Genomic DNA, 17,410 nt, shown 5'->3' on the forward strand with positions numbered 1-17,410 from the left:
GGCCTGGTCGAGCGGGAGCTCCTGGGCCGGGACGTCGTCCCGGGCATGTGGACCTACCAGCTGGTCGAGGCATCCGACCGGACCTACTCCCGCGTGTTCACCGACGTCGAGGAACAGGTCCGCCAAGGCCTCGCCGCCAGCCGCAAACAGGCGCGGCCGGAGCGGTCGGCCTGGCGTGACCTGGCCGGATGCTCGGCGCGGTGCTCGCGAACGCCGGCTCCGGGCTGACCGTCGCCGTGCTGCTGTTCCTGGCACAGCATGTCGAGGTTGTCTGGCGCTGATGCCTCGGTTGGGGACCGGTCCGCTGCCCGCTCGGGGGTTCGGGCACGGACCGGTTCTCTCAGTCTGTGTGGGCGGGCATCGCAGTGCCGCTGGGGTTGGTCCGGGGGGTGGTGTCGGGGGGTGTCTCCCTGCCAGTCCCAGCGGCGCGGATCTGCGGGGCGGGGTTCGTAATGGGCGCGGCCGCCGGGCCCGTAGGCGCCGATCTCGATGGGGAGTGCGGCGCCGTCGGCGAGCTGGTCGGCGTCCCAGCCGGTGACGTCCAGGAGGAGGCCGTCGAGCGGGCCTGCGACGAGCTCGCGGTACTCGTGCCCGGGCTGGGGCCGGGGTCGTCATGGTCAGCTCCGTAGACCCGGCGCGGCGGCCGCCTCGGCCACCGTCTCGACCGCCAGGACGCCCGCCGCGCGGCGCCCGGTCCCGGTCGGGCCGCGCGTCGGCCCGTCGGTCGGCAACCGGCACCCGGGGTGACCACCTGTCAGTGCGGCCGTCCCGGTCAGCGGGAGCGGGCGGCGGCGGGGGTGAGGTGGCGGGCCAGGGTGTCGAGGGCGGTCGCCACCTCGTGGAACAGCTGTGGGTCCGGGGCGGTGCCGTCGGGGGTGGTGAGGGCCGCGGCGAGGGCGTCGTCGATGGTGGTGGCGCGGACCTCCGCGACCCGGGCGGACGGGTGGGCGGCGGGGCGGACGAGCCGGCGGCGGCGGTCGGCCGGGTCGGGTTCGGTGGCGACGGAGCCCGTCTCGACCAGGCGGGCGACGGCGGTGGAGACCTGACTCTGCGGCAGGCCGGTGCGGGCAGCGATCTCCCCGACGGTCGCCCCGGGATGCGCGACGACGTCGCCCAGGGTGACCAGGACCGAGCGGACCGAGCCGCGCGCGCCCGTCTCCGACTGCTCCGACCGGTCCGGTTGGGGCATCGCCTGTTCGCCGATCTTCATGAGGGTGCGGCCCAGGAGGAACAGCTCTACTCCGTTCATGCCCGCAAGAGTACATCGCAATAGATGCATTGAATGAGATGTATCTGTTTCGATGCGATACGCTCGCAGTGCCGGCGGGAAGCGCCGTCGGCAACCGACCGAGGGGGAACGCACCATGACCACCGACCCGACCGCAGCCGCCGTCCGCACGCTCGCCGCCCCTGGCGCCACGCTCCACTACCGGGTCCAGGGCCGCGGGCCGGTGCTGCTGCTCGCGCAGAGCGGCGAGGGCGACGCGGACCGCACCGTCGACCTCGTCCCGCACCTGGCCGACACCTTCACCGTGGTCACCTACGACCGCAGGGGCCTGTCCCGCAGCGTCCTCGACGACCCGGCCGCCCCCGTCACCATGGCCGACCACGCCGACGACGTCGCCCGGCTGCTCGCCGAGGTGACCGACGAGCCGGCCCTGATGGCCGGGTTCAGCATGGGCGCCGCGATCGGCCTCCAGGTCGCTGCCCGCCACCCGGGCGCACTGGACACGCTCATCGCCCACGAGCCCGTCGCACCGAACCTGCTGCCGGCCGGCGAACGCGCCGAGCACACCGCAGAACTGCTGCACATCCAGAAGGCCCACGCCGAGGGCGGCATGGCAGCCGTCTTCCCGGCGATCGCCCGGCACCTTGGGATCGACCCGGCACACGACCCGACCGAGAACGGCCTCACCCCACAGCCCATGACGCCCCGTCGGCTGGCAAACTTCGGGTTCTTCATCGCCACGGAGTTCACCGCCGTCACCACGGACGGCTTCGGGCCGGCGGAGATCGCCAGGGCCGCGGCAACCGCCGGCGCCACCCGGATCGTCCCGGCGACGGGCGCGACCACCCGGCCGACGGTGCACACCTACCGCTGCGCGCTGGCACTGGCCGAACTGCTGGGCACCGAGCTGGTGGTCCTTCCCGGCGGCCACAACGGGAACACCGCCTTCCCACGCGCCACCGTGCGAACGCTGAAGGCCGTCCTCGGACACTGATTGTTCGCCGCCCCGGAGCTTGCCTCCGCGTGCCGTTGACCGCCTCGTCGGCCACCTTCGCGGGTCGGGAGCGTCCTGACCACCCCTGGTCCGTGGCCCGGTGCCCACCTGCGTCTGGAGGCCACCGCCCGGCTCTGGGTTGCCTGCGGCGTCCGGGAGCAGATCGTGTTCGGCACCGCACCACCCCAGGTCGAGTCCCTGTGTACGTGAGCAGCCGCGACAACCTTCCAGCAATGGGTGGTCAGGCAGGCCTGCTGACGGGCGCTCCTGAACAACCTGGGGCTGTTCGTGAGTCGATCAGCCCACAGGGTGTGGCACCTCTGTCGGGGCGGCGGAGGTGCCACACCGGGTGATGCCTATTCGTCCTCTCACATCCCGGCGAACAGCTTCCGCACGCGGGCGGCGGTGTTGGAGTCGCGGGCCGCCGCGAGAGGCAGGTCGTTGCCGCCCTCGATCCGAAACGGCCGGCCCGAGACAGTGGTCTGGGTGCCGCCCGCCTCGGTGACGAGGAGCAGGCCGGCCGCATGGTCCCAGGCATTCTCCCAGCAGAAGGCGGTGGCGTCGAGGTCACCGCGAGCGACCGCCACGTATTCGAGCCCTGCCGAGCCTGCGCACGGCCGTACTTTCATCCCGTCGATCTCCAGCCTGAGCAGGGAGCGTTTCTGCTCGGGCGTCGTGTAGTCAGGATGCGAGGTGGCGACTTCCAGAACCGCCCCCACCTGGTCGGCAGCAAGCTCACCATCGATGCGCAGCCGATGCGCGGGTGGCTGCACCGCGCATCGCAGCGTCGCAGCCCGGCGACCGGTTGCGCAGGCGGCGGTTGCGCGGGCCGTTGCAGTCGCAGCCCCGCTGCTGCTCGGCCGGTCGCAGTCGCAGCGTGTAGCAAGGGTCGCCTTGCTACACGGAGAGCAGCAGCACGCCCAGGTACAGCAAGGACACTCTTGCTGCACCTGTGACCGGGCGGACGCTGCGGGGGTTGCACCGGCATGACGACCTCTCCGCTGTCCCGGCTGCCGATCCCCTCCTCGCTCGACGCCGGGCCTGAGCCCGCGCCGTACGAGCCGATCTCGGTGGACAGCACGGGGCGGAGCTGCGCCGGCGGAAGGCGCGCCGGTCGGCCGAGCGGACGGAACGCCGGGGTCCGGTTGTGGCGGCGGCCGGGCCATGGGACAGGATGGCAGTCCGTTCGGAGTGCATACATCCGCTCCAACATGGCTGCGCATAACACAACCTGACAGGCGACAAAATGACGACACAGCACATACGGCGGCCGGCGGCGGCCCGTTCCCTTGCCCTCCACGCTGCGGGGGTAGGGCGGTGACCCGGGACCTGGTCCTGCACGACTGGGTGGTGGCCGGCATCGCGCTGGCCTCCGGCTGTGTGGCCGGTTTGGTACTGCGGGCTCTGATGAAGTGGCTGGGCAAGCACGCGAGCCGGACCAAGTGGAGCGGGGACGACATCATCGTCGACGGGCTGCGCACCATCGTCCCGTGGGCGGCCGTGATGGCCGGGGCCGCGGTGGCCGCTTCGGCCCTGCCGCTCACCGCGCGGATCGGGGGGCTGGTCGACCAGTCGCTGACGGCCGTGCTCATCGTCATCGCGACGCTCAGCGCGGCCCGGGTGGTGGCCGGGCTGGTGCAGTCGGTGGCCGCGTCCCGGACGGGCGTGGCGGCATCCGCGACCATCTTCGTCAACATCACCCGGACCGTGGTGCTGACGATGGGCGTCCTCGTGGCCCTGGAGACCCTCGGGGTATCCATCGCCCCACTGGTCACCGCCCTCGGGGTGGGCGGTCTCGCGGTCGCGCTGGCGTTGCAGGACACCCTCGCCAACCTCTTCGCGGGTGTGCACATCCTCGCCTCGAAGACGGTCCAGCCGGGTGACTACATCCGGCTCACCAGTGGGGAGGAGGGGTACGTCGTCGACATCAACTGGCGCAACAGCGTGGTGCGCAACCTGTCGAACAACCTGGTGATCATCCCCAACGGCCGCCTGGCGCGGACGAACATGACGAACTACTCCCAGCCCGAGCAGAAGCTGTCGATCCTGGTCCAGGTCGGGGTCGGCTACGACAGCGACCTGGAGCACGTGGAGAAGGTCACCCTCGACGTCGTCGACAGCGTCATGGCCGACATCAGCGGCGGCGTGCCCGACCACGAGGCCGCCGTCCGCTTCCACACCTTCGCGGACTCCAGGATCAACTTCACCGTGATCCTGGGCGTCGGCGAGTTCAGCGACCAGTACCGGATCAAGCACGAGTTCATCAAGCGCCTGCACCGGCGGTACCGGACGGAGGGCATCTCGATCCCCGCGCCCACGCGCACCGTCTCGCTCCAGCAGGACGGGACGGGCGCACCGTCGTCCCTCCCGCCGGTTCCGCACCAGCGGGACACGTCGTCCGAGGTGCTGGCGGACCGGCCGTGGTAGCCGGCGCGGGGGCAAGCCCGCTCAAGCGCGTACTCGGCTGAATCACCGGCGATCGCCCCAGCCGCTGCCCCTCGCCGGGCGGCGGCCAGCGGCATCCTCCCACCCTGCCCGCGCTGGCGGAACCCCCGTAGCACGGTGCGTTCGCCCACCTGCTCCCCGCAACGGGCAGGGTCGTCGTTCCTGGCTTGCGGCCAGCTCGGTCGGCTCGGGCGTCGATCGGCGGGTACGCGATCGGGACGTGGCTGTCGGTCGGCCTGGGTTGTGAAGCGGCCTATCCCCGCCTTCCTCGGCGGCGGGTGAGGGAACGCAGCTGAACGTGGACGGCGGCCGGGTCGCGCACATGTGGAAGGCCTCGGTCCGCACCTGCCACCGTGCCGAGCCCAACACCACGGGGGCGCCGTGCCGGTGTGGTCTGACGCGTCGCGCCTCTCATGCCAGCGGGACGGTCTCGGGGCTGGTGTCCTGGGGTTCGTCCCAGGGCATCACGAGGGTGGCCTCGCCCTCCGGGCTCCAGGCGACGCGAAGCCCGCGCCCCGCCCTTGTGTATCGCGAGCTGGGCGGTTGCGATCCCGGATCGCACCGTCGCACCAGGCCCAGCCGTTGCGCAGCCTCGGGTTGCGCGCGCCGTCGCAGTCGCAGCGCCGGCGGTGCAGCAACCGCTGCTGCTGCACCGCCGGAAGCAGCAGCGTGCAGCAAAAGCGCCCTTGCTACACGGGGAGCAGCAGCACGCCCGGGTGCGGCAAGGCCGGCCTTGCCGCACCCGTGACCGGGCGGGCGCTGCGGCGGTTGCACCTGAATGACGAAGACCCCCTCCGCGCTGTCCTGGCTCGACCAGGCCGACGAGCGCTACCACAGCCGCGAAGAAACCAAGAAGCCCGGTAAGTCCGGGGAGCGGGTGCTCACCTCGGACGAGCGGGACGCCCTCGCCCTAGCCTCCGTCACGGGCCAGCACGCCGCCGACTGGATCCGCTCCCTCGCTTCCCGCCAGCACGATGAGGGCTCCCGGCAGGTCCTGGAGCAGTACGCCGGCGCCGTCGAGCAGATCCTGCGCTACGAGATCATCCCAGGCGGCGACGGCGAGCTGGTGAAGGAACTGCGCTACACCCTGGACGCCTACGTGCTGCTGGGCAGCGTCCAGAGCGGGCACCGGCCAAAGCTGACCGCCGCCGAGCGGGTCGCACTGCTGGCGATCGGCTTCACCGCCCTGTCCTCACCGCGGGTCGTCCTCAACGACCTCACCGACCTGGTGCCGCTGTGCCAGGCGATCGACCAGGCCCTGGCCATCGGCATGGCCGACGCAGCGGCCGCGCCCAAATGCCGGCCGTGACCGCCAAGCGACCTCTCCGCTGTCCCAGCCGCCCGCCCCGCCTCGGCCGACGGCTCCGGTGACAAGGACCTGAACGAGGACGCCCTCGCCGAAGCCGCCACCGAAGCCCGCGCAGCACCGAGCCGACAGCCGCGGTCGACAAGCTGGTACGTGAAGGCCTGATCCGTCAGCTCACCGACTTGGCAGCACACGCTCGGCGAACCCAGCCGCGCACTCACCGCCGCCGCGCAGGACTGACCGCCGGAGTGGGCCGCCGATGCCCTCCGCACCGAGGACCTCCGCTGGCGCCACGCCCGCCACCACCACGACCACCTGCCAGACGGGGAACCGGACAGCCAGCCGTGGTGATCACCGATACCCGGGGCGCGGAAGAATAGGACAGGTGACCAGCACTCAGCCCCTGCCCAGGGGCCTCAACTCCCTGATCCCCGACGCCCGCGCCCAGGCAACCCCCGGCGAACGCGCCGCCTCCCAGCTCCTCCACCTGCGCGAGGCCACCGTGCCTGTGCCGGTCCTCGCCGCAGCCGCCGAACTGATCGCCCCACAGCTGAAGGACCCGGACCCAGCCACCCAGGAGGCGGCCGCCGCCGTCCACGCCCGTCTGGTCGCCGCCATCGAGGGCGCCACACCCGTGATCCGTCTCAACGAAGTTTGATCAGTCTCGCCGGACCTTGACCGCTCGCCGCTGGCTGCGGTCTGGGCCTGGATGGGCAGTCAGGTTCGGTCGGCGCCGAACAGGGGTCGAGCGGGTCACCCTCGTAGCCGAGGACGAGGCACACCGTGGCGACCGGCCCCTGGGAAAGGTCTGCGAGCCGAGCGAGGGCCGTCGCCTCGGACGGAAGCGCGGTGGGATCGAAACCGGCAGGGAAGCCCTGACCCGCCCCGCAGAACACGAGCAGGACCAGCAGGCCGGGAACCGTCTGGAGGCGCGGTGCGTGAGGGGAAGGCGGCGGAGTTGCTCTCCGATGCCGAGAGTTTCGAGGTTCTGTCCCGGGTGATCCTCCCGGCCTGGACCCGGGAGGCGGTGCCGCAGACGCGGCCGGTGGTGCTGCTCGTGGCCGGGCCGCCCGGCAGCGGGAAGACCACCCTCTCCGGTCTTCTGCTGCCGGTCCTCGGACTGCGTGGCGGCGCCGTGCGCGTCGGCGCCGACCTCTACAAGGTCGTGCACCGGCACTACGAGGCGCTGCTGGCGAAGGACGTGCGGACCGCCGGTGCCGGTGTGCGTGCTGACACCCGCCGCTGGCAGGCCGAGGTGGAGGCGTACGTGCGCGCCCACCGGCTCGACGCGGTGGTGGAGACCGCGCTCGCCGACCCGGACGAGGTCCGCGCCCAGGTACGGGCGTACCGGGCGGCCGGGCACCGGATCGAGGTGGTCGCGCTGGCGTGCGCGGCGGCGGTCAGCCAGCTGGGGGTGCTGGAGCGCTACCTCGGCGGTGCCGGGCGTTGGGTGTCGTGGGCCAACCACGACACTTGTGCCCGGCAGCTGGGCCGGACCCTGGACATGCTGGAGTCCGAGCACCTGGTCGACCACGTGACCGTCGTACGGCGCGGCCTGGAGTTCCTGTACGGCAACGAGCTCGTCGACGGGACGTGGGCGCGGCCGCCCGGCGCGGCCCGGGCGGTGGAGGCCGAGCGGGCCAGGTGGTGGGACGCGGCGGAGACCGCGTCCTTCCGTCGGGCCCTCACCGGTGCCGAGCGTGCGCTGGTGCGGGCGGAGACCCGGCTGTCCGCCGACCGGGTGCTGGCCGTCTCGCGGGACGCGGAGAGGTGTGCAGCGCTGGCCGAGCCGGTGCGGCGCACCGCTCAGCCGATTTCTGGGCCGCCCGGCGTGGACTACCACCGGTTGTCTGCCGACGAGCACGAGTGGACGTTCCAGAACCTGATCGTCCCGGACCTCGGGGAGGTCGTGGCGCAGGAGCGGCCCGTCGTCGTCTATGTGATGGGGGCGCCCGGTGCGGGCAAGACCCGGGCGGCGATGATGGTGCGCCGGGCGCTGCGCGGGCGGCGGCCGGTTTGGATTGCGGGTGAGCTGTTCAAGGCGGCCCACCCGGACTACTTCCGGTTGCTGTGCGAGCGTCCGCGCACTGCGTCCGCCCGGATCCGTGCGGACTACAAGGCGTGGCAGGCTCGGGCTGAGGCGTATGTGCGGGAGCGTCGTGCGGACGCCGTGATCGAGGTCGCCCCCGGCAGTGCACACGTTTTCCTCGGCGACGTGGCCGCGTGGCGGCGGGCCGGGTACCGCGTCGAGTTGCTGGTGCTGGACGTGCGTGCGGCCGACAGCCGCCAGGGAACTGCCCTGCGTTACGCGGAGGTCAGCCGGGGCGGCACCCGGCCGGGCCGGTTCACCACCGCCAGCGGGCACGACCGGTGCCTGGCGGCGGTGCTGGAGTGCGTCCAGGCCGTCGAGGAGCAGCGCCTGGTCGACCACCTCGGCGTGGTGCGGCGTGACGGCGCTGCTGTCTTCCGCAATGCGCTCGGTCCCGACGGCCGGTGGACCGGCCGGGCCGGTGCCGCGCTCGCCGTCCGGGCGGGGCAGGTGCGGCCCTACACCGAGCAGGAGGCCCGCCGGTTTCTCGCCCACCAGCGTGAGCTGCGCGCGGCGCTGCCGCAGTACCGGCGGGACGTTGACGCGATTACCCGCCTTGCCTGGCCGCTGCTGCCGTCCGTGCTCCAGCCCGGCCGTCTCGCTTTCGCCCCGCCTGCCTCGCTCCCGGCCCGGCGTTCCTACGCGCCGGTGATCTCGCTGAGCCTGGCGTCGTAGTCGGCCTCGATCCGCCCCAGCTCCTCTCCGGTCGTCTCCGGCAGGTCGCGCAACGCGTCGACGCAGGCGGCGCGCTCGGCCAGCAGCCGCGCGACGCGGTCCGGGGTTGGTGCCGGGCGCCGGCGTTCGGCGCGGATCTGCTCGGCGTACCAGGCCGCCACCTGCTCGATCTTCTCCACGATCCGGCCGCGGGCATCGTCGCCTCCGATGCCGTCAGGCACGCCGGAGTCAGTGCGGGCCGGAGAGTGCTCGAGGGGATCAGGCTCGTACATGGGAACCGCCTCCCTGACGCCCCCTCCGGCGTCCGATGGCTCGACAACGAGGAGACCGTGCAGACCAAGTGGCGGGCCCTGGTCACCGCCGACAGACCCCCCTCGCACGGCCATAACGAAGAGGCCCGCCCCCGAGAAGGCGGGCCTTGGCACTCAGTCCGTTCACAGGATCCGCGAGACGTAGATCCTCGGCGGGTCCGAGTCCTCGTTCACCGCATACTCCACCAGCCCCGGATCCCGGCGCAGCGGCGCCGAGTGCATCCCGGGACGGCCTGGCACCGGCATGCTCAGGTGCGGGAAGGGGTTCTCGCGCAGGTCGACCAGGAACGCCACCACGGCGGAGAACACCTCGGCCGACGTGCCCGGGTGGCCGAGGAACTCCTCGACGGCCGGGGAGATGGTGATCGGGTCGTCCTCGTGGCCCGGGAACTCGGTGTAGTCGCTCACAGGGCCCCGAGCCGACGCAGAACTGCGGAGGCGGAGGTGCCGGGGGCCGTGCCGGCCTGGACGGCGGCGTGGATACAGTCACCCTCCGGGTCACGGTAGAGCTCCGCCCGCAGCCACCACCGCTTCAGCACACCGCTGATCGTGTCGACGTCGGCCTCACCCATTTCCCGGTAGAACTCCATCCGCTGCGCCGGCGGCAAAGCGGCGGCGACGGCGTCCTGGGTACGCGAGACGGGCTGGCTGCCGTCGTGGTGGCCGTGCAGGGGCGCTGCGCTCACAGTTCCTCCGGAAGTCTCGTGCGTGCGGGACCGATACCAGTGTCCTCTCCCAGTGGCATCGGTTGGTACCCAGGGCTCCGGCCCGGCGAGCCCGCGGGCATCGGGAGGTGAGCCGGGGACGGCCGACGCCGGGGCTCGGAGTCGAACGACCAGTCCCGGCACGGCACTGCGGCCGGCTCAGCAGGAGCCAGGCGGCGTCAGTGGTGCGGACGAAGCGCCCGAGCCGGGACCTCGGGGACGGGGGCACCCCAGGTCCCGGCTGCGGGAGGCACCAGCCACACCAAGGCATGGCCGGTCTGCTCGGCAGCCCGTCAAGGGGGTGGCGGGGCTGCCGTGACCGGAATGCTAGACCCGTCCGAGCCCCGCAAACAGGGCTGTGACCTGCAATTTCCCGGGCGCGGACATGCCCGAGGTCAGAAATTCTTACCCCCGCCCCGGCGAGCGGACCGTGCCGAGGAGTCCTCGGCACGGAGACCGGGCTGCGTGGGCCGGCTGGCGCTGCGGGTGGTGCACGGAACGGGGCGGGTGAGCGGGGGGGGGGAGGGGCCCTTCGAGGCTCGGGGCCGCCGAGCGTCCGCTTCTTCCTGTCCAGTCGCAACCAGCTTGCGCTGCAAGGACTTTGGGTCCCGTGTCGGCGCGCTGCCCGGCACCTGCCCCCTGCAGTTGCAGTCGGATGGCAATCGACTACTATCCGAAATCAATTCTGACAGCGCACGGCCATGGGTGGGGCTCAGGGGCCAGGCAAAACTGTGGGGGAAGACATGCCAAATCCTGATCTGGCCTCGGAGCTCAAGGTCAATCCGGGCGACCTGGACGGCTGCGGGCAGAGCGCCCAGCACATCGGGAGTCTCATACCGGACGAAACCTCGATCTCATGAGCACCGCAATGCGCGCCTCCGTGACGTTGTCACTGGCCAGAAGGTCCGCGGTCGCCGCCGCGCTGGCGATCACGACACTGCCCCTGAACGCCTGCGGAGCGAGCACGCTACAGGAACGGTCCAAGCCCACGATCACACTGGCCCAGGCCAAGAAGCAGATCGATAACTATCTCGCGGACATCCTGGCCAAGCTGCCGGTCAAGCCCACGGCCAGCTCCGGCAACTTCCGCGATATGGAATGCGACGCCAACGACATCGGTCCGCATGGCAGAACACAGACCAGCCGAGGATACGACTTCGGGGACGTTCCGTCCGCCACCAGAGCCGCAGCCGTCGATGCATTCCGCACGCTCATGACCGAGCGCGGTTTCCAGCCCGAAGCGGATCCCCCCAACTTCCATCACGACTGGATCAAGCTCAAGAGCCCCACGGACAACTTCCTCGCCGTCCTGGACGGGGTCTCCGACGCGAGCCGCAACGTCTCCCTGAACGTCAGCTCGCCCTGTGTCTGGCCCAACGGCACCCCGCCGGCCTGATCCGACCTCTCTCCGGTCGGCCCGCCGCTCCCGAGCGGCGGGCCGAGGCCGTATGTGCGCAGGACCAGGCGGTGGCGGTAGGTGACGATGACCTCGCAGCCGTGGGGGATGCTTCGCGATGACACGGGCCCGGGGAACGGCGATCACCACACGAATGAAGCGCCACCTCACCGAGGCCTGGCCGGACACCCCAAGGCCTCACGAATCGAACCGCGGTCGGCGATCTGCTTCTCGCAGGCCATGAAGTCGGTGCGGATGTCCAGGCAGACCGTCGGCGCCAGCAAGGTGGGCACCCTCGGTGTACTGCAGCACGCCCTTGACCGGCAGCCGGCCCACCAGGTCCTGGTGGCCCGTACCGCCCACGCTGGACGGGTTCCGCCCGCGGCGAGAGCGTCGCGCTGTTCGGGGCCCGGCAAACTCGCACACCTTCGTTCCGACGAGCCGGCGCACGATCCCGTGTTCCGCGATCCGGCGCTCCAGGGGAAGGACCCCGGTCAGCCAGCCGGAACTCTCGGCAGGGGCGGCCTCCAACAACACCCACTCATCGTGACTCAGCGCCACAGACCCCTCCCTCAACGCGACCGTGCCGATCCTGCCACGCCAGCCCACCGGACACTTCCCGGCCAGGCCCAGATCGGTGGGCCGCGTCGATGGACCCGTTGCTGCCAGTCCCGGCCGTCCGGCAGGGCGGGTGGCCGCTGTTCCAGGGGCCGCTCCGCCCCGCGGGGCTGACCCGATCCTTTCGTGCGAGGCACCCAGGTCGTCACCGAGGCCCTCGCTCGGGTCACCGACTGGTGGCAGTGTCAGTGCCTCGTGTCACTGTGCGGCCCATGATCAACAATCTTGAGGGCGTCGACCGCGTCGACTGGTCGTCCATGGGTCACGCCTACGGCCCCGCCGACGATGTGCCGCTGTGGCTGGAGCAGATGGCCTCGCCCGACCCCGACGTCCGGGAGAGGGCCTTCAGCAGCTTCTACAGCTCGGCCCACCACCAGGGCGACGTCTACTCGTGCACGGCAGCGAGCCTGCCGTTCCTTCTCGTGCTCGCCGACGATCCCCAGGTGCCCGACCGCGCGGCTGTCATCCGGCTCCTGCTCAGCATCGGCAGCGCGGCGTTGGACTGCGACCCCGACGGCCTCTACTACAGTCCGTCCGGCCACCCGTCGACGCCCCATGCGGATGTCGTGCCCCAGATGCGTGAGCGTGTCGAAGACTTCATCCGGCACGCGGCGGACACGGACCCGCAGGTACGGCAGGCTGCCGTCCCAGCCCTGGGGCTGTTCCTCGATGACGCCGACCGGGCGTTCGCCCTGCTGCGTGAGCGGCTGGCGGCAGAGGGCGGCACCATGGAGCGGCTACTGGTCATCGAGACGGCCGCGACGCTGGCCCAGCGACTGCCGGCCACGCTCGGCCCCGTGACGGCCTGGCTCGCCGCCCTGGCCACGGACGCGGCGCTGGATGCCGACATCCGGCTCGCCGCCCTCGTCCACCGGGCCGCCTGCACGCCGGAGGTGATCGACGCAGGCCTCGTCCCGACGGCGACCAACCTGCTCCAGCAGCTCACGCCCGAACCCGCGCCCCAGGGCGAGGTCGACGCCCGGCCGACCGACTGCGGGCAGTGTACCTGCGCGGACATCGCCGCCGAACCGGCACCAAACCAGGGCGTCCCGCCGCAGATCGCCGCCGTCTTCGCCGACCTCGACCGCCAGGGCCGCGTCCATGCCCCCACCACCGAGCTGCTGACCACCCTTCACCGGGTGCTGGACGCGCGGGTGCCCAAACGCACAGCCCTGCTCACCGCCCAACTCCGCAGCCCCGATGCGGCCACCCGCTACGACGCCATCGCCATGACCTGGGACCTGATCCGCTCCTGGCGCGGCAACCACTCCAGCCTCGTCCTCCTGCTCGCCGACTGCCTGCTCCCCAACGACCCGTACACCGCCGCCGAAGCGGCCGAAACCCTCGGCAAGCTCCCCGCGGCCCTCGCCGAACCCGCACGCGAAGCCCTCGCCGCCCTCGTGGAAGCACACCGCACCACCCACGGCCCGGACGTCTGGGCCGCACGGCACCCGCTGCTGCGCCGGGCGCACCAGGAGGCGGTCACGGCGCTGGCCGGCCTCGGCGACGAGCGCGCCCTGCCCGGCCTGTTGACGGCGCTCGACACCGGCACCGACGACTGGCGTGCCGTGCAGGCCGCCGGCCACCTCCCGCAGGCCGCCGGGGAACTGCTGCCGAGGGTGACCCGGCGCCTGGCCGACGCGGACTACTCCTGGCCCTGGGGATCCGCCACCGCGCTGATGGCCGCCCTCAACCGGCTCGGCGACCCGGCGGCCGTACCCGCGCTCACCGCGGCCATCACCACCGCTGTCGAGCAGGAGCAGTGGCAGACCGCCGGCGCGGCCCTCTACGCACTGGGCTCCATCGGCACCGGCGCCGCCTGCGCGCTGGAGACGGTCCGGCCGCTCGCCGACGCCGAGGACCCGGACCTGCGCTTCGCAGCTGTGAAGGCCCTGTGGGACATCGAGAGCGACCCCACCGATGCCGTGCCGCGGCTCACCGCCCTGCTCGACACCGGCAAGGATCACGACGCCGCCGACGTCCTCGGCCGGATCGGAGGGCCTGCGGCCGCAGCACTGCCCCGCCTGCGGCAGCTGTCCGAAGCCGGCCATGTCTGGACCCGGGTGCACGCCGCCGCCGCGATCTACGACATCGGCGGCCCGGCCGAGGCCGAGGCCGTCCTGCCCGTGCTGCTGGAGGCATGGGAGCAGAACGACTCGACCGCCAACCACGTCGTGGACTGCCTGCAGCGGATGGGCCCCGCCGCCGCGCCTGCCCTTCCACGGATCCACGCCGAACTCACCCTCACCCGCCGAAGCGGCGATTTCTTCGCGAGCGTCGAGGACGACGAGGCACTTCAACGCGCCGCCCTGGCCGCCATCAACCAGCTGACCTGAGGCCTTGGCCTGGTCCTGGGAGGCGGGTGAGACCGGTGGGCTTGCAGTGGGTGCCGCGTGTTCCACTTCCCTACCGCTTCCAGCTCGCCGGGGCGCAGCTGGGCGAGGGCGTATTCGGCGGCGGTCGGAGAGGAAGGCGTGCAGCGGCGCGGGCGGTGGTGTGGGGTCAACTGCGGTACGCGGGCGTCGGCCTGCCGGGAAAACCCGCTTACGGTTCTGTGCCCGAACGATACGATCTCCACCAAACGCACACCTGTGCGACAAAGTTCCGTAGAGAAGCAGGTCCATGCCTCACCCGTTTGTCATCGTCACCCTCCTCGTCCTCCTCATCAGGCTGGGCCTCTGGCTGAACAAGCGTCGCAAGGCCACCGCCGGCCACGATGCGCCCGCAGCCGGCCTGGTGCCGCGCGCCGAACTGGTCGAAGTGGGCAGCGAAACCGCCGACCCGGCGGCGCGGGCCGCGCTGGACGCGGCCAAGGCAGGGAACTGGCGGCCCGCCGCGGCCTACCTCTCGGAAGGCGACGGTGACTGGAGCACCCGCTACGCCCGGATGGACCCGTTCGGCGACCTCGCGGCCACCGACGACACCTGGCTCTGGCAGTGGCGCAAGGAGCAGCCGGGCAGCCCCGAGGCCGCCCAGGTGCAGACTGATGCCCTGGTCAAGCGGGCGTGGGAGATCCGCACCGGGAAGTATGCGTCCGAGGTGACGCGTGAGCAGGCCATGGGCTTTCACCAGGTGTTGCAGGAGGCGGCGGAGGTGTCGTACGAGGCGATCCGACTCGCCTCGGACGGGGACCCGAACGCCTGGGTGATGCAGCAGCCGATCGCGATGGGCCAGGGCTGGTCGCACGAGCGCTACCGCGCGCTGTGGTCCGAGATTGTGGCCCGCGAGCCCTACCACTACGGTGCGCACACCGCCGCACTGCAGTACTGGTGCGAGAAGTGGCTGGGCAGCAACGAGTTGATGCACGAGTTCGCGGACAGGGCGATCGCCGGAGCGCCGGCGGGCAGCCTGCTGACAGTGCTGAAGCTGCGGGCGTACTGGGAGCAGGTCCTGCGCGACAAGTCCGCGGCCCCGCTCTACCGTTCCGCCGAGTACACGGCCGCCCTGGACGCGGCCCTGGCCGATCTGGCAGCCGCCGACCCTGCCCACCCCGGCATCGTCCCGGCGCGTGGCTGGATCGCCCACGGCCTGATCGAGAACGGCCGCCCGGCGCAGGCCCTGGACCTCTTCCGCGCGATGGGCCGGGAGATCGCCGGCCCGTGGATCTACTACGGGAACCCGGCCGCCGTCTTCGACGCCGCCCGTACCAAGGCCGCCCGCGCGGCGGCCTGACACAGCCGCGACAGCTGCTCGCAGGCGCTACGACACATGGGCGTAGGTTTCCACGTCAGCTCGGCTCGTTCGCCTGTGTCCCGTCGAAAGCTGCTGACTGTCCGCCGGTCCGACTGCTTCACTGTCTCTTCGGTCCGGTCCGCTCCGTCCCGCGACGGACCATCCGGTCCGGTCTGTTCAGCCGACGAACGTCGCAGAAGCGGCGCGGCAAGCTGTCGCCTCGGGCTGCCCCAAGGGGTGGTCCGAGGCATTGTGCCGCCAGGGCCGGCGCGGGGCGGCCGGGCCCTGGCCGATGTGTCCCGCGGGTCACATCCGGGCGTGGGCCTGGGAGCGGTCCGCGCTTTGGGCCGTCCCATCGCCGCCGGTGGTCAGTCGTCGGCCCAGCGGACCTCGTAGTAGGCCATCGCGGCGAGATAGTCGGACAGGCCCGGGCTGCGTTCGTAGCCGCACACCAGGCACCGACCCGGACCCTGGTCCATGCCCAGGTCGTCCTGGCCGTCCGCGCTGAACGCCTCCCGCCCGCAGACCGGACAGGCGTCGAGGTCCACGCCGGACGGGTTGTGCTTGGGGTGGTAGCCGTCGTGCAGCCGAATCGCTTCGGCGGCACGGCGGTCGGCTTCTTCGTCGCCGATCCGCTCGATCAGTCCCAGGGCGGCCTGGCGGGACTGCCCGTCGGCCGCGAAGACGTCCTCCCAGCGCCAGTCCTCCTGTTCCATGTTCAGCGAGCGCAGGACGGGGTGCTGGTCCAGGTCGATCAGTACCGCGCCCTGGCCGGAGCCAACCCGGACGCCCATCTTCCCGACCTCGCCATGGCCCTAAACAACCTTTCCGTCGACCTCGGCAAGGTGGGTCGGCGAGCGGAGAGCCTGGCTGCTGGCGAGGAAGCCGCCGGTCTCTATCGGGATCTGGCAGAAGCCAACCCGGCTGCCCATCTGCCCGAACTCGCCATGTCCCTCAACACCCTCTCCGACCGGCTGGGCGCGGTGGGCCGGCGGGACGAGGCCCTGGCCACCATCGACGAAGCCGTCGCCATCCACCGCACCCTGGCTGAAGCCAACCCGGACCTCTTCGGACCAGCCCTGCAGCGGTCCCTGGACATGGCCGTCTGGCTCGAAGCGTAGGCGGATGAGGCGGCTAATCCCGCACGCTTCGGCGGGGAATATCGCACGTTTGGAATGACGCTCCTCGCCAGTCGGGGCCGACACCTGGACCACCGCCAAGCGCCACGCCTTCGCCAACGATCTGGAGCACAGTCAGCTGGTCGCGGTGTCCGCCGCCTCCAACCGAGCGAAGGCGGACAAGGGCCCGGACCTGTGGCGGCCGCCGCTGCGGTCGTACTGGTGCACCTACTCCCGCGCCTGGACCGACATCAAGCACCTCTACGGCCTGTAGAAGACGGCGTTGAACGAGATGCTCGACACCTGCGCATAGCCATCCAGCGGGCCTTCCCGCCTGCCCAGAGCCGAGGGACAGGCGGGCAGGCTCGGCTGAGTTGGGCTTTCGCCTGCGCGGGCCAGTGCACGGGCTCTACGGTGTCCGCATCGGCATGACCGCAGGTCAGGTGTTCAAGGGGTGGGTGCGAATGGATGTTCCGCTGGTGGACGCGGTCGCGGCGGTACGCGACGAGCTGCTGAAGGCGGCGGCCCAGGTCGGGGACGACCCCGGGGTGGTGTTCGCGGTGGGGCCGGTGGAAATGGGGTTCGAGGTCGAGCTGCGCGCCGACGCGAAGGCGAAGGCCGGGTTCAAGCTCTGGGCGGTCGGCGCCGAGACCGAGGCCAGTCTGTCCCGCGGTCGTACCCACCGGGTCTCCTTCACCCTCACCCCGAAGCGCCCCGACGGGGCCGACCTCCTCGTCAGCTCTGCGCAGGAGAGCCCGGCCGGGCCCGGCGACACCACCGGGCGCATCAGCGACTGAGAACCTGGTCGCGGGCGGGGCCCCCCCCCCCCGCGCCCGCCCCGGGGGCGGGGGCCA

At 71.8% G+C, this 17,410-nt stretch carries 15 protein-coding genes and 4 pseudogenes; 12 read left to right on the forward strand and 7 right to left on the reverse strand.

Annotated elements, in window-relative coordinates; all coding sequences use genetic code 11:
* Positions 1–228, forward strand: a pseudogene (locus KS423_RS10335) (hypothetical protein); the annotation flags it as partial.
* A gap of 176 nt (positions 229–404) precedes the next feature.
* Here the strand turns inward: KS423_RS10335 and KS423_RS10340 are convergent.
* Together KS423_RS10340 and KS423_RS10345 are read right to left on the reverse strand one after the other, a co-directional pair.
* Positions 405–637 (reverse strand): annotated as a pseudogene (locus KS423_RS10340) (hypothetical protein); the annotation flags it as partial.
* Between the two features lie 135 nt (positions 638–772).
* Positions 773–1,249, reverse strand: coding sequence for a helix-turn-helix domain-containing protein (locus tag KS423_RS10345; protein ID WP_224277506.1), 477 nt, complete (start codon positions 1,247–1,249; stop codon positions 773–775).
* A 115-nt stretch (positions 1,250–1,364) separates the two neighbouring features.
* Here KS423_RS10345 and KS423_RS10350 point away from each other — a divergent pair, with 115 nt between their 5' ends.
* Complete coding sequence (locus KS423_RS10350) at positions 1,365–2,222, forward strand: alpha/beta fold hydrolase (RefSeq protein WP_224277508.1); 858 nt, start codon at positions 1,365–1,367, stop codon at positions 2,220–2,222.
* Positions 2,223–2,590: 368 nt separating this feature from the next.
* On the opposite strand, the pseudogene KS423_RS10355 reads toward KS423_RS10350, so the two are convergent.
* A pseudogene (locus tag KS423_RS10355) lies at positions 2,591–2,938 on the reverse strand (inositol monophosphatase); the annotation flags it as partial.
* A 601-nt stretch (positions 2,939–3,539) separates the two neighbouring features.
* On the opposite strand from KS423_RS10355, the gene KS423_RS10360 reads away from it, so the two are divergent.
* The 4 genes from KS423_RS10360 to KS423_RS10375 all read left to right on the forward strand — a co-directional run bounded on the left by KS423_RS10360 (position 3,540) and on the right by KS423_RS10375 (position 8,737).
* Positions 3,540–4,649: a mechanosensitive ion channel family protein gene (locus KS423_RS10360; RefSeq protein WP_224277510.1), complete on the forward strand. Its 1,110-nt coding sequence runs from the start codon at positions 3,540–3,542 to the stop codon at positions 4,647–4,649.
* Positions 4,650–5,445: 796 nt separating this feature from the next.
* Positions 5,446–5,976 (forward strand): hypothetical protein, encoded by a 531-nt coding sequence (locus tag KS423_RS10365; RefSeq protein ID WP_224277513.1) that lies wholly within the window; start codon positions 5,446–5,448, stop codon positions 5,974–5,976.
* Between the two features lie 382 nt (positions 5,977–6,358).
* Positions 6,359–6,631, forward strand: a complete 273-nt coding sequence (locus KS423_RS10370) for a hypothetical protein (RefSeq protein ID WP_224277515.1) — start codon at positions 6,359–6,361, stop codon at positions 6,629–6,631.
* Positions 6,632–6,907: 276 nt separating this feature from the next.
* Positions 6,908–8,737: a zeta toxin family protein gene (locus KS423_RS10375; RefSeq protein WP_224277517.1), complete on the forward strand. Its 1,830-nt coding sequence runs from the start codon at positions 6,908–6,910 to the stop codon at positions 8,735–8,737.
* Here the strand turns inward: KS423_RS10375 and KS423_RS10380 are convergent.
* The 3 genes from KS423_RS10380 to KS423_RS10390 all read right to left on the reverse strand — a co-directional run bounded on the left by KS423_RS10380 (position 8,701) and on the right by KS423_RS10390 (position 9,734).
* Complete coding sequence (locus tag KS423_RS10380; RefSeq protein WP_224277519.1) at positions 8,701–8,958, reverse strand: hypothetical protein; 258 nt, start codon at positions 8,956–8,958, stop codon at positions 8,701–8,703. The two genes, KS423_RS10375 and KS423_RS10380, sit on opposite strands and share 37 nt — an antisense overlap.
* Positions 8,959–9,171: 213 nt before the next feature.
* Positions 9,172–9,456: a hypothetical protein gene (locus KS423_RS10385; RefSeq protein WP_224277521.1), complete on the reverse strand. Its 285-nt coding sequence runs from the start codon at positions 9,454–9,456 to the stop codon at positions 9,172–9,174.
* On the reverse strand, positions 9,453–9,734 hold the full coding sequence (locus KS423_RS10390; protein ID WP_224277523.1) for a hypothetical protein: 282 nt from the start codon (positions 9,732–9,734) through the stop codon (positions 9,453–9,455). Before KS423_RS10390 ends, KS423_RS10385 begins: the two co-directional genes overlap by 4 nt.
* Before the next feature lie 874 nt (positions 9,735–10,608).
* On the opposite strand from KS423_RS10390, the gene KS423_RS10395 reads away from it, so the two are divergent.
* From KS423_RS10395 to KS423_RS10405, 3 genes are all read left to right on the forward strand, one after another.
* Positions 10,609–11,148 carry a hypothetical protein gene (locus KS423_RS10395; RefSeq protein ID WP_224277524.1) on the forward strand — a complete coding sequence of 180 codons (540 nt, stop codon included), beginning with the start codon at positions 10,609–10,611 and terminating at the stop codon, positions 11,146–11,148.
* Positions 11,149–11,978: 830 nt separating this feature from the next.
* A complete protein-coding gene (locus KS423_RS10400; protein ID WP_224277526.1) occupies positions 11,979–14,102 on the forward strand; it encodes a HEAT repeat domain-containing protein in 2,124 nt (707 codons plus the stop codon).
* A gap of 286 nt (positions 14,103–14,388) precedes the next feature.
* The gene (locus KS423_RS10405) at positions 14,389–15,438 is read left to right on the forward strand and encodes a DUF4034 domain-containing protein (protein WP_224277528.1); all 1,050 of its coding nucleotides are present in this window, start codon (positions 14,389–14,391) and stop codon (positions 15,436–15,438) included.
* A 368-nt stretch (positions 15,439–15,806) separates the two neighbouring features.
* Here the strand turns inward: KS423_RS10405 and KS423_RS10410 are convergent, their stop codons facing one another.
* Positions 15,807–16,232: a hypothetical protein gene (locus KS423_RS10410; RefSeq protein WP_224277529.1), complete on the reverse strand. Its 426-nt coding sequence runs from the start codon at positions 16,230–16,232 to the stop codon at positions 15,807–15,809.
* Positions 16,233–16,247: 15 nt separating this feature from the next.
* On the opposite strand from KS423_RS10410, the gene KS423_RS10415 reads away from it, so the two are divergent.
* The 3 genes and pseudogenes from KS423_RS10415 to KS423_RS10425 all read left to right on the forward strand — a co-directional run bounded on the left by KS423_RS10415 (position 16,248) and on the right by KS423_RS10425 (position 17,353).
* Positions 16,248–16,559, forward strand: coding sequence for a tetratricopeptide repeat protein (locus tag KS423_RS10415; RefSeq protein ID WP_224277530.1), 312 nt, complete (start codon positions 16,248–16,250; stop codon positions 16,557–16,559).
* Between the two features lie 73 nt (positions 16,560–16,632).
* Positions 16,633–16,830 (forward strand): annotated as a pseudogene (locus KS423_RS10420) (HNH endonuclease); the annotation flags it as partial.
* 190 nt (positions 16,831–17,020) lie between these two features.
* Positions 17,021–17,353: a trypco2 family protein gene (locus KS423_RS10425; protein WP_224277531.1), complete on the forward strand. Its 333-nt coding sequence runs from the start codon at positions 17,021–17,023 to the stop codon at positions 17,351–17,353.
* The last annotated feature ends 57 nt before the right edge of the window (positions 17,354–17,410 follow it).

It is taken from the genome of Streptomyces sp. LS1784 (assembly GCF_020103755.1).
In the GTDB taxonomy this organism is placed as follows: Bacteria; Actinomycetota; Actinomycetes; order Streptomycetales; family Streptomycetaceae; genus Kitasatospora.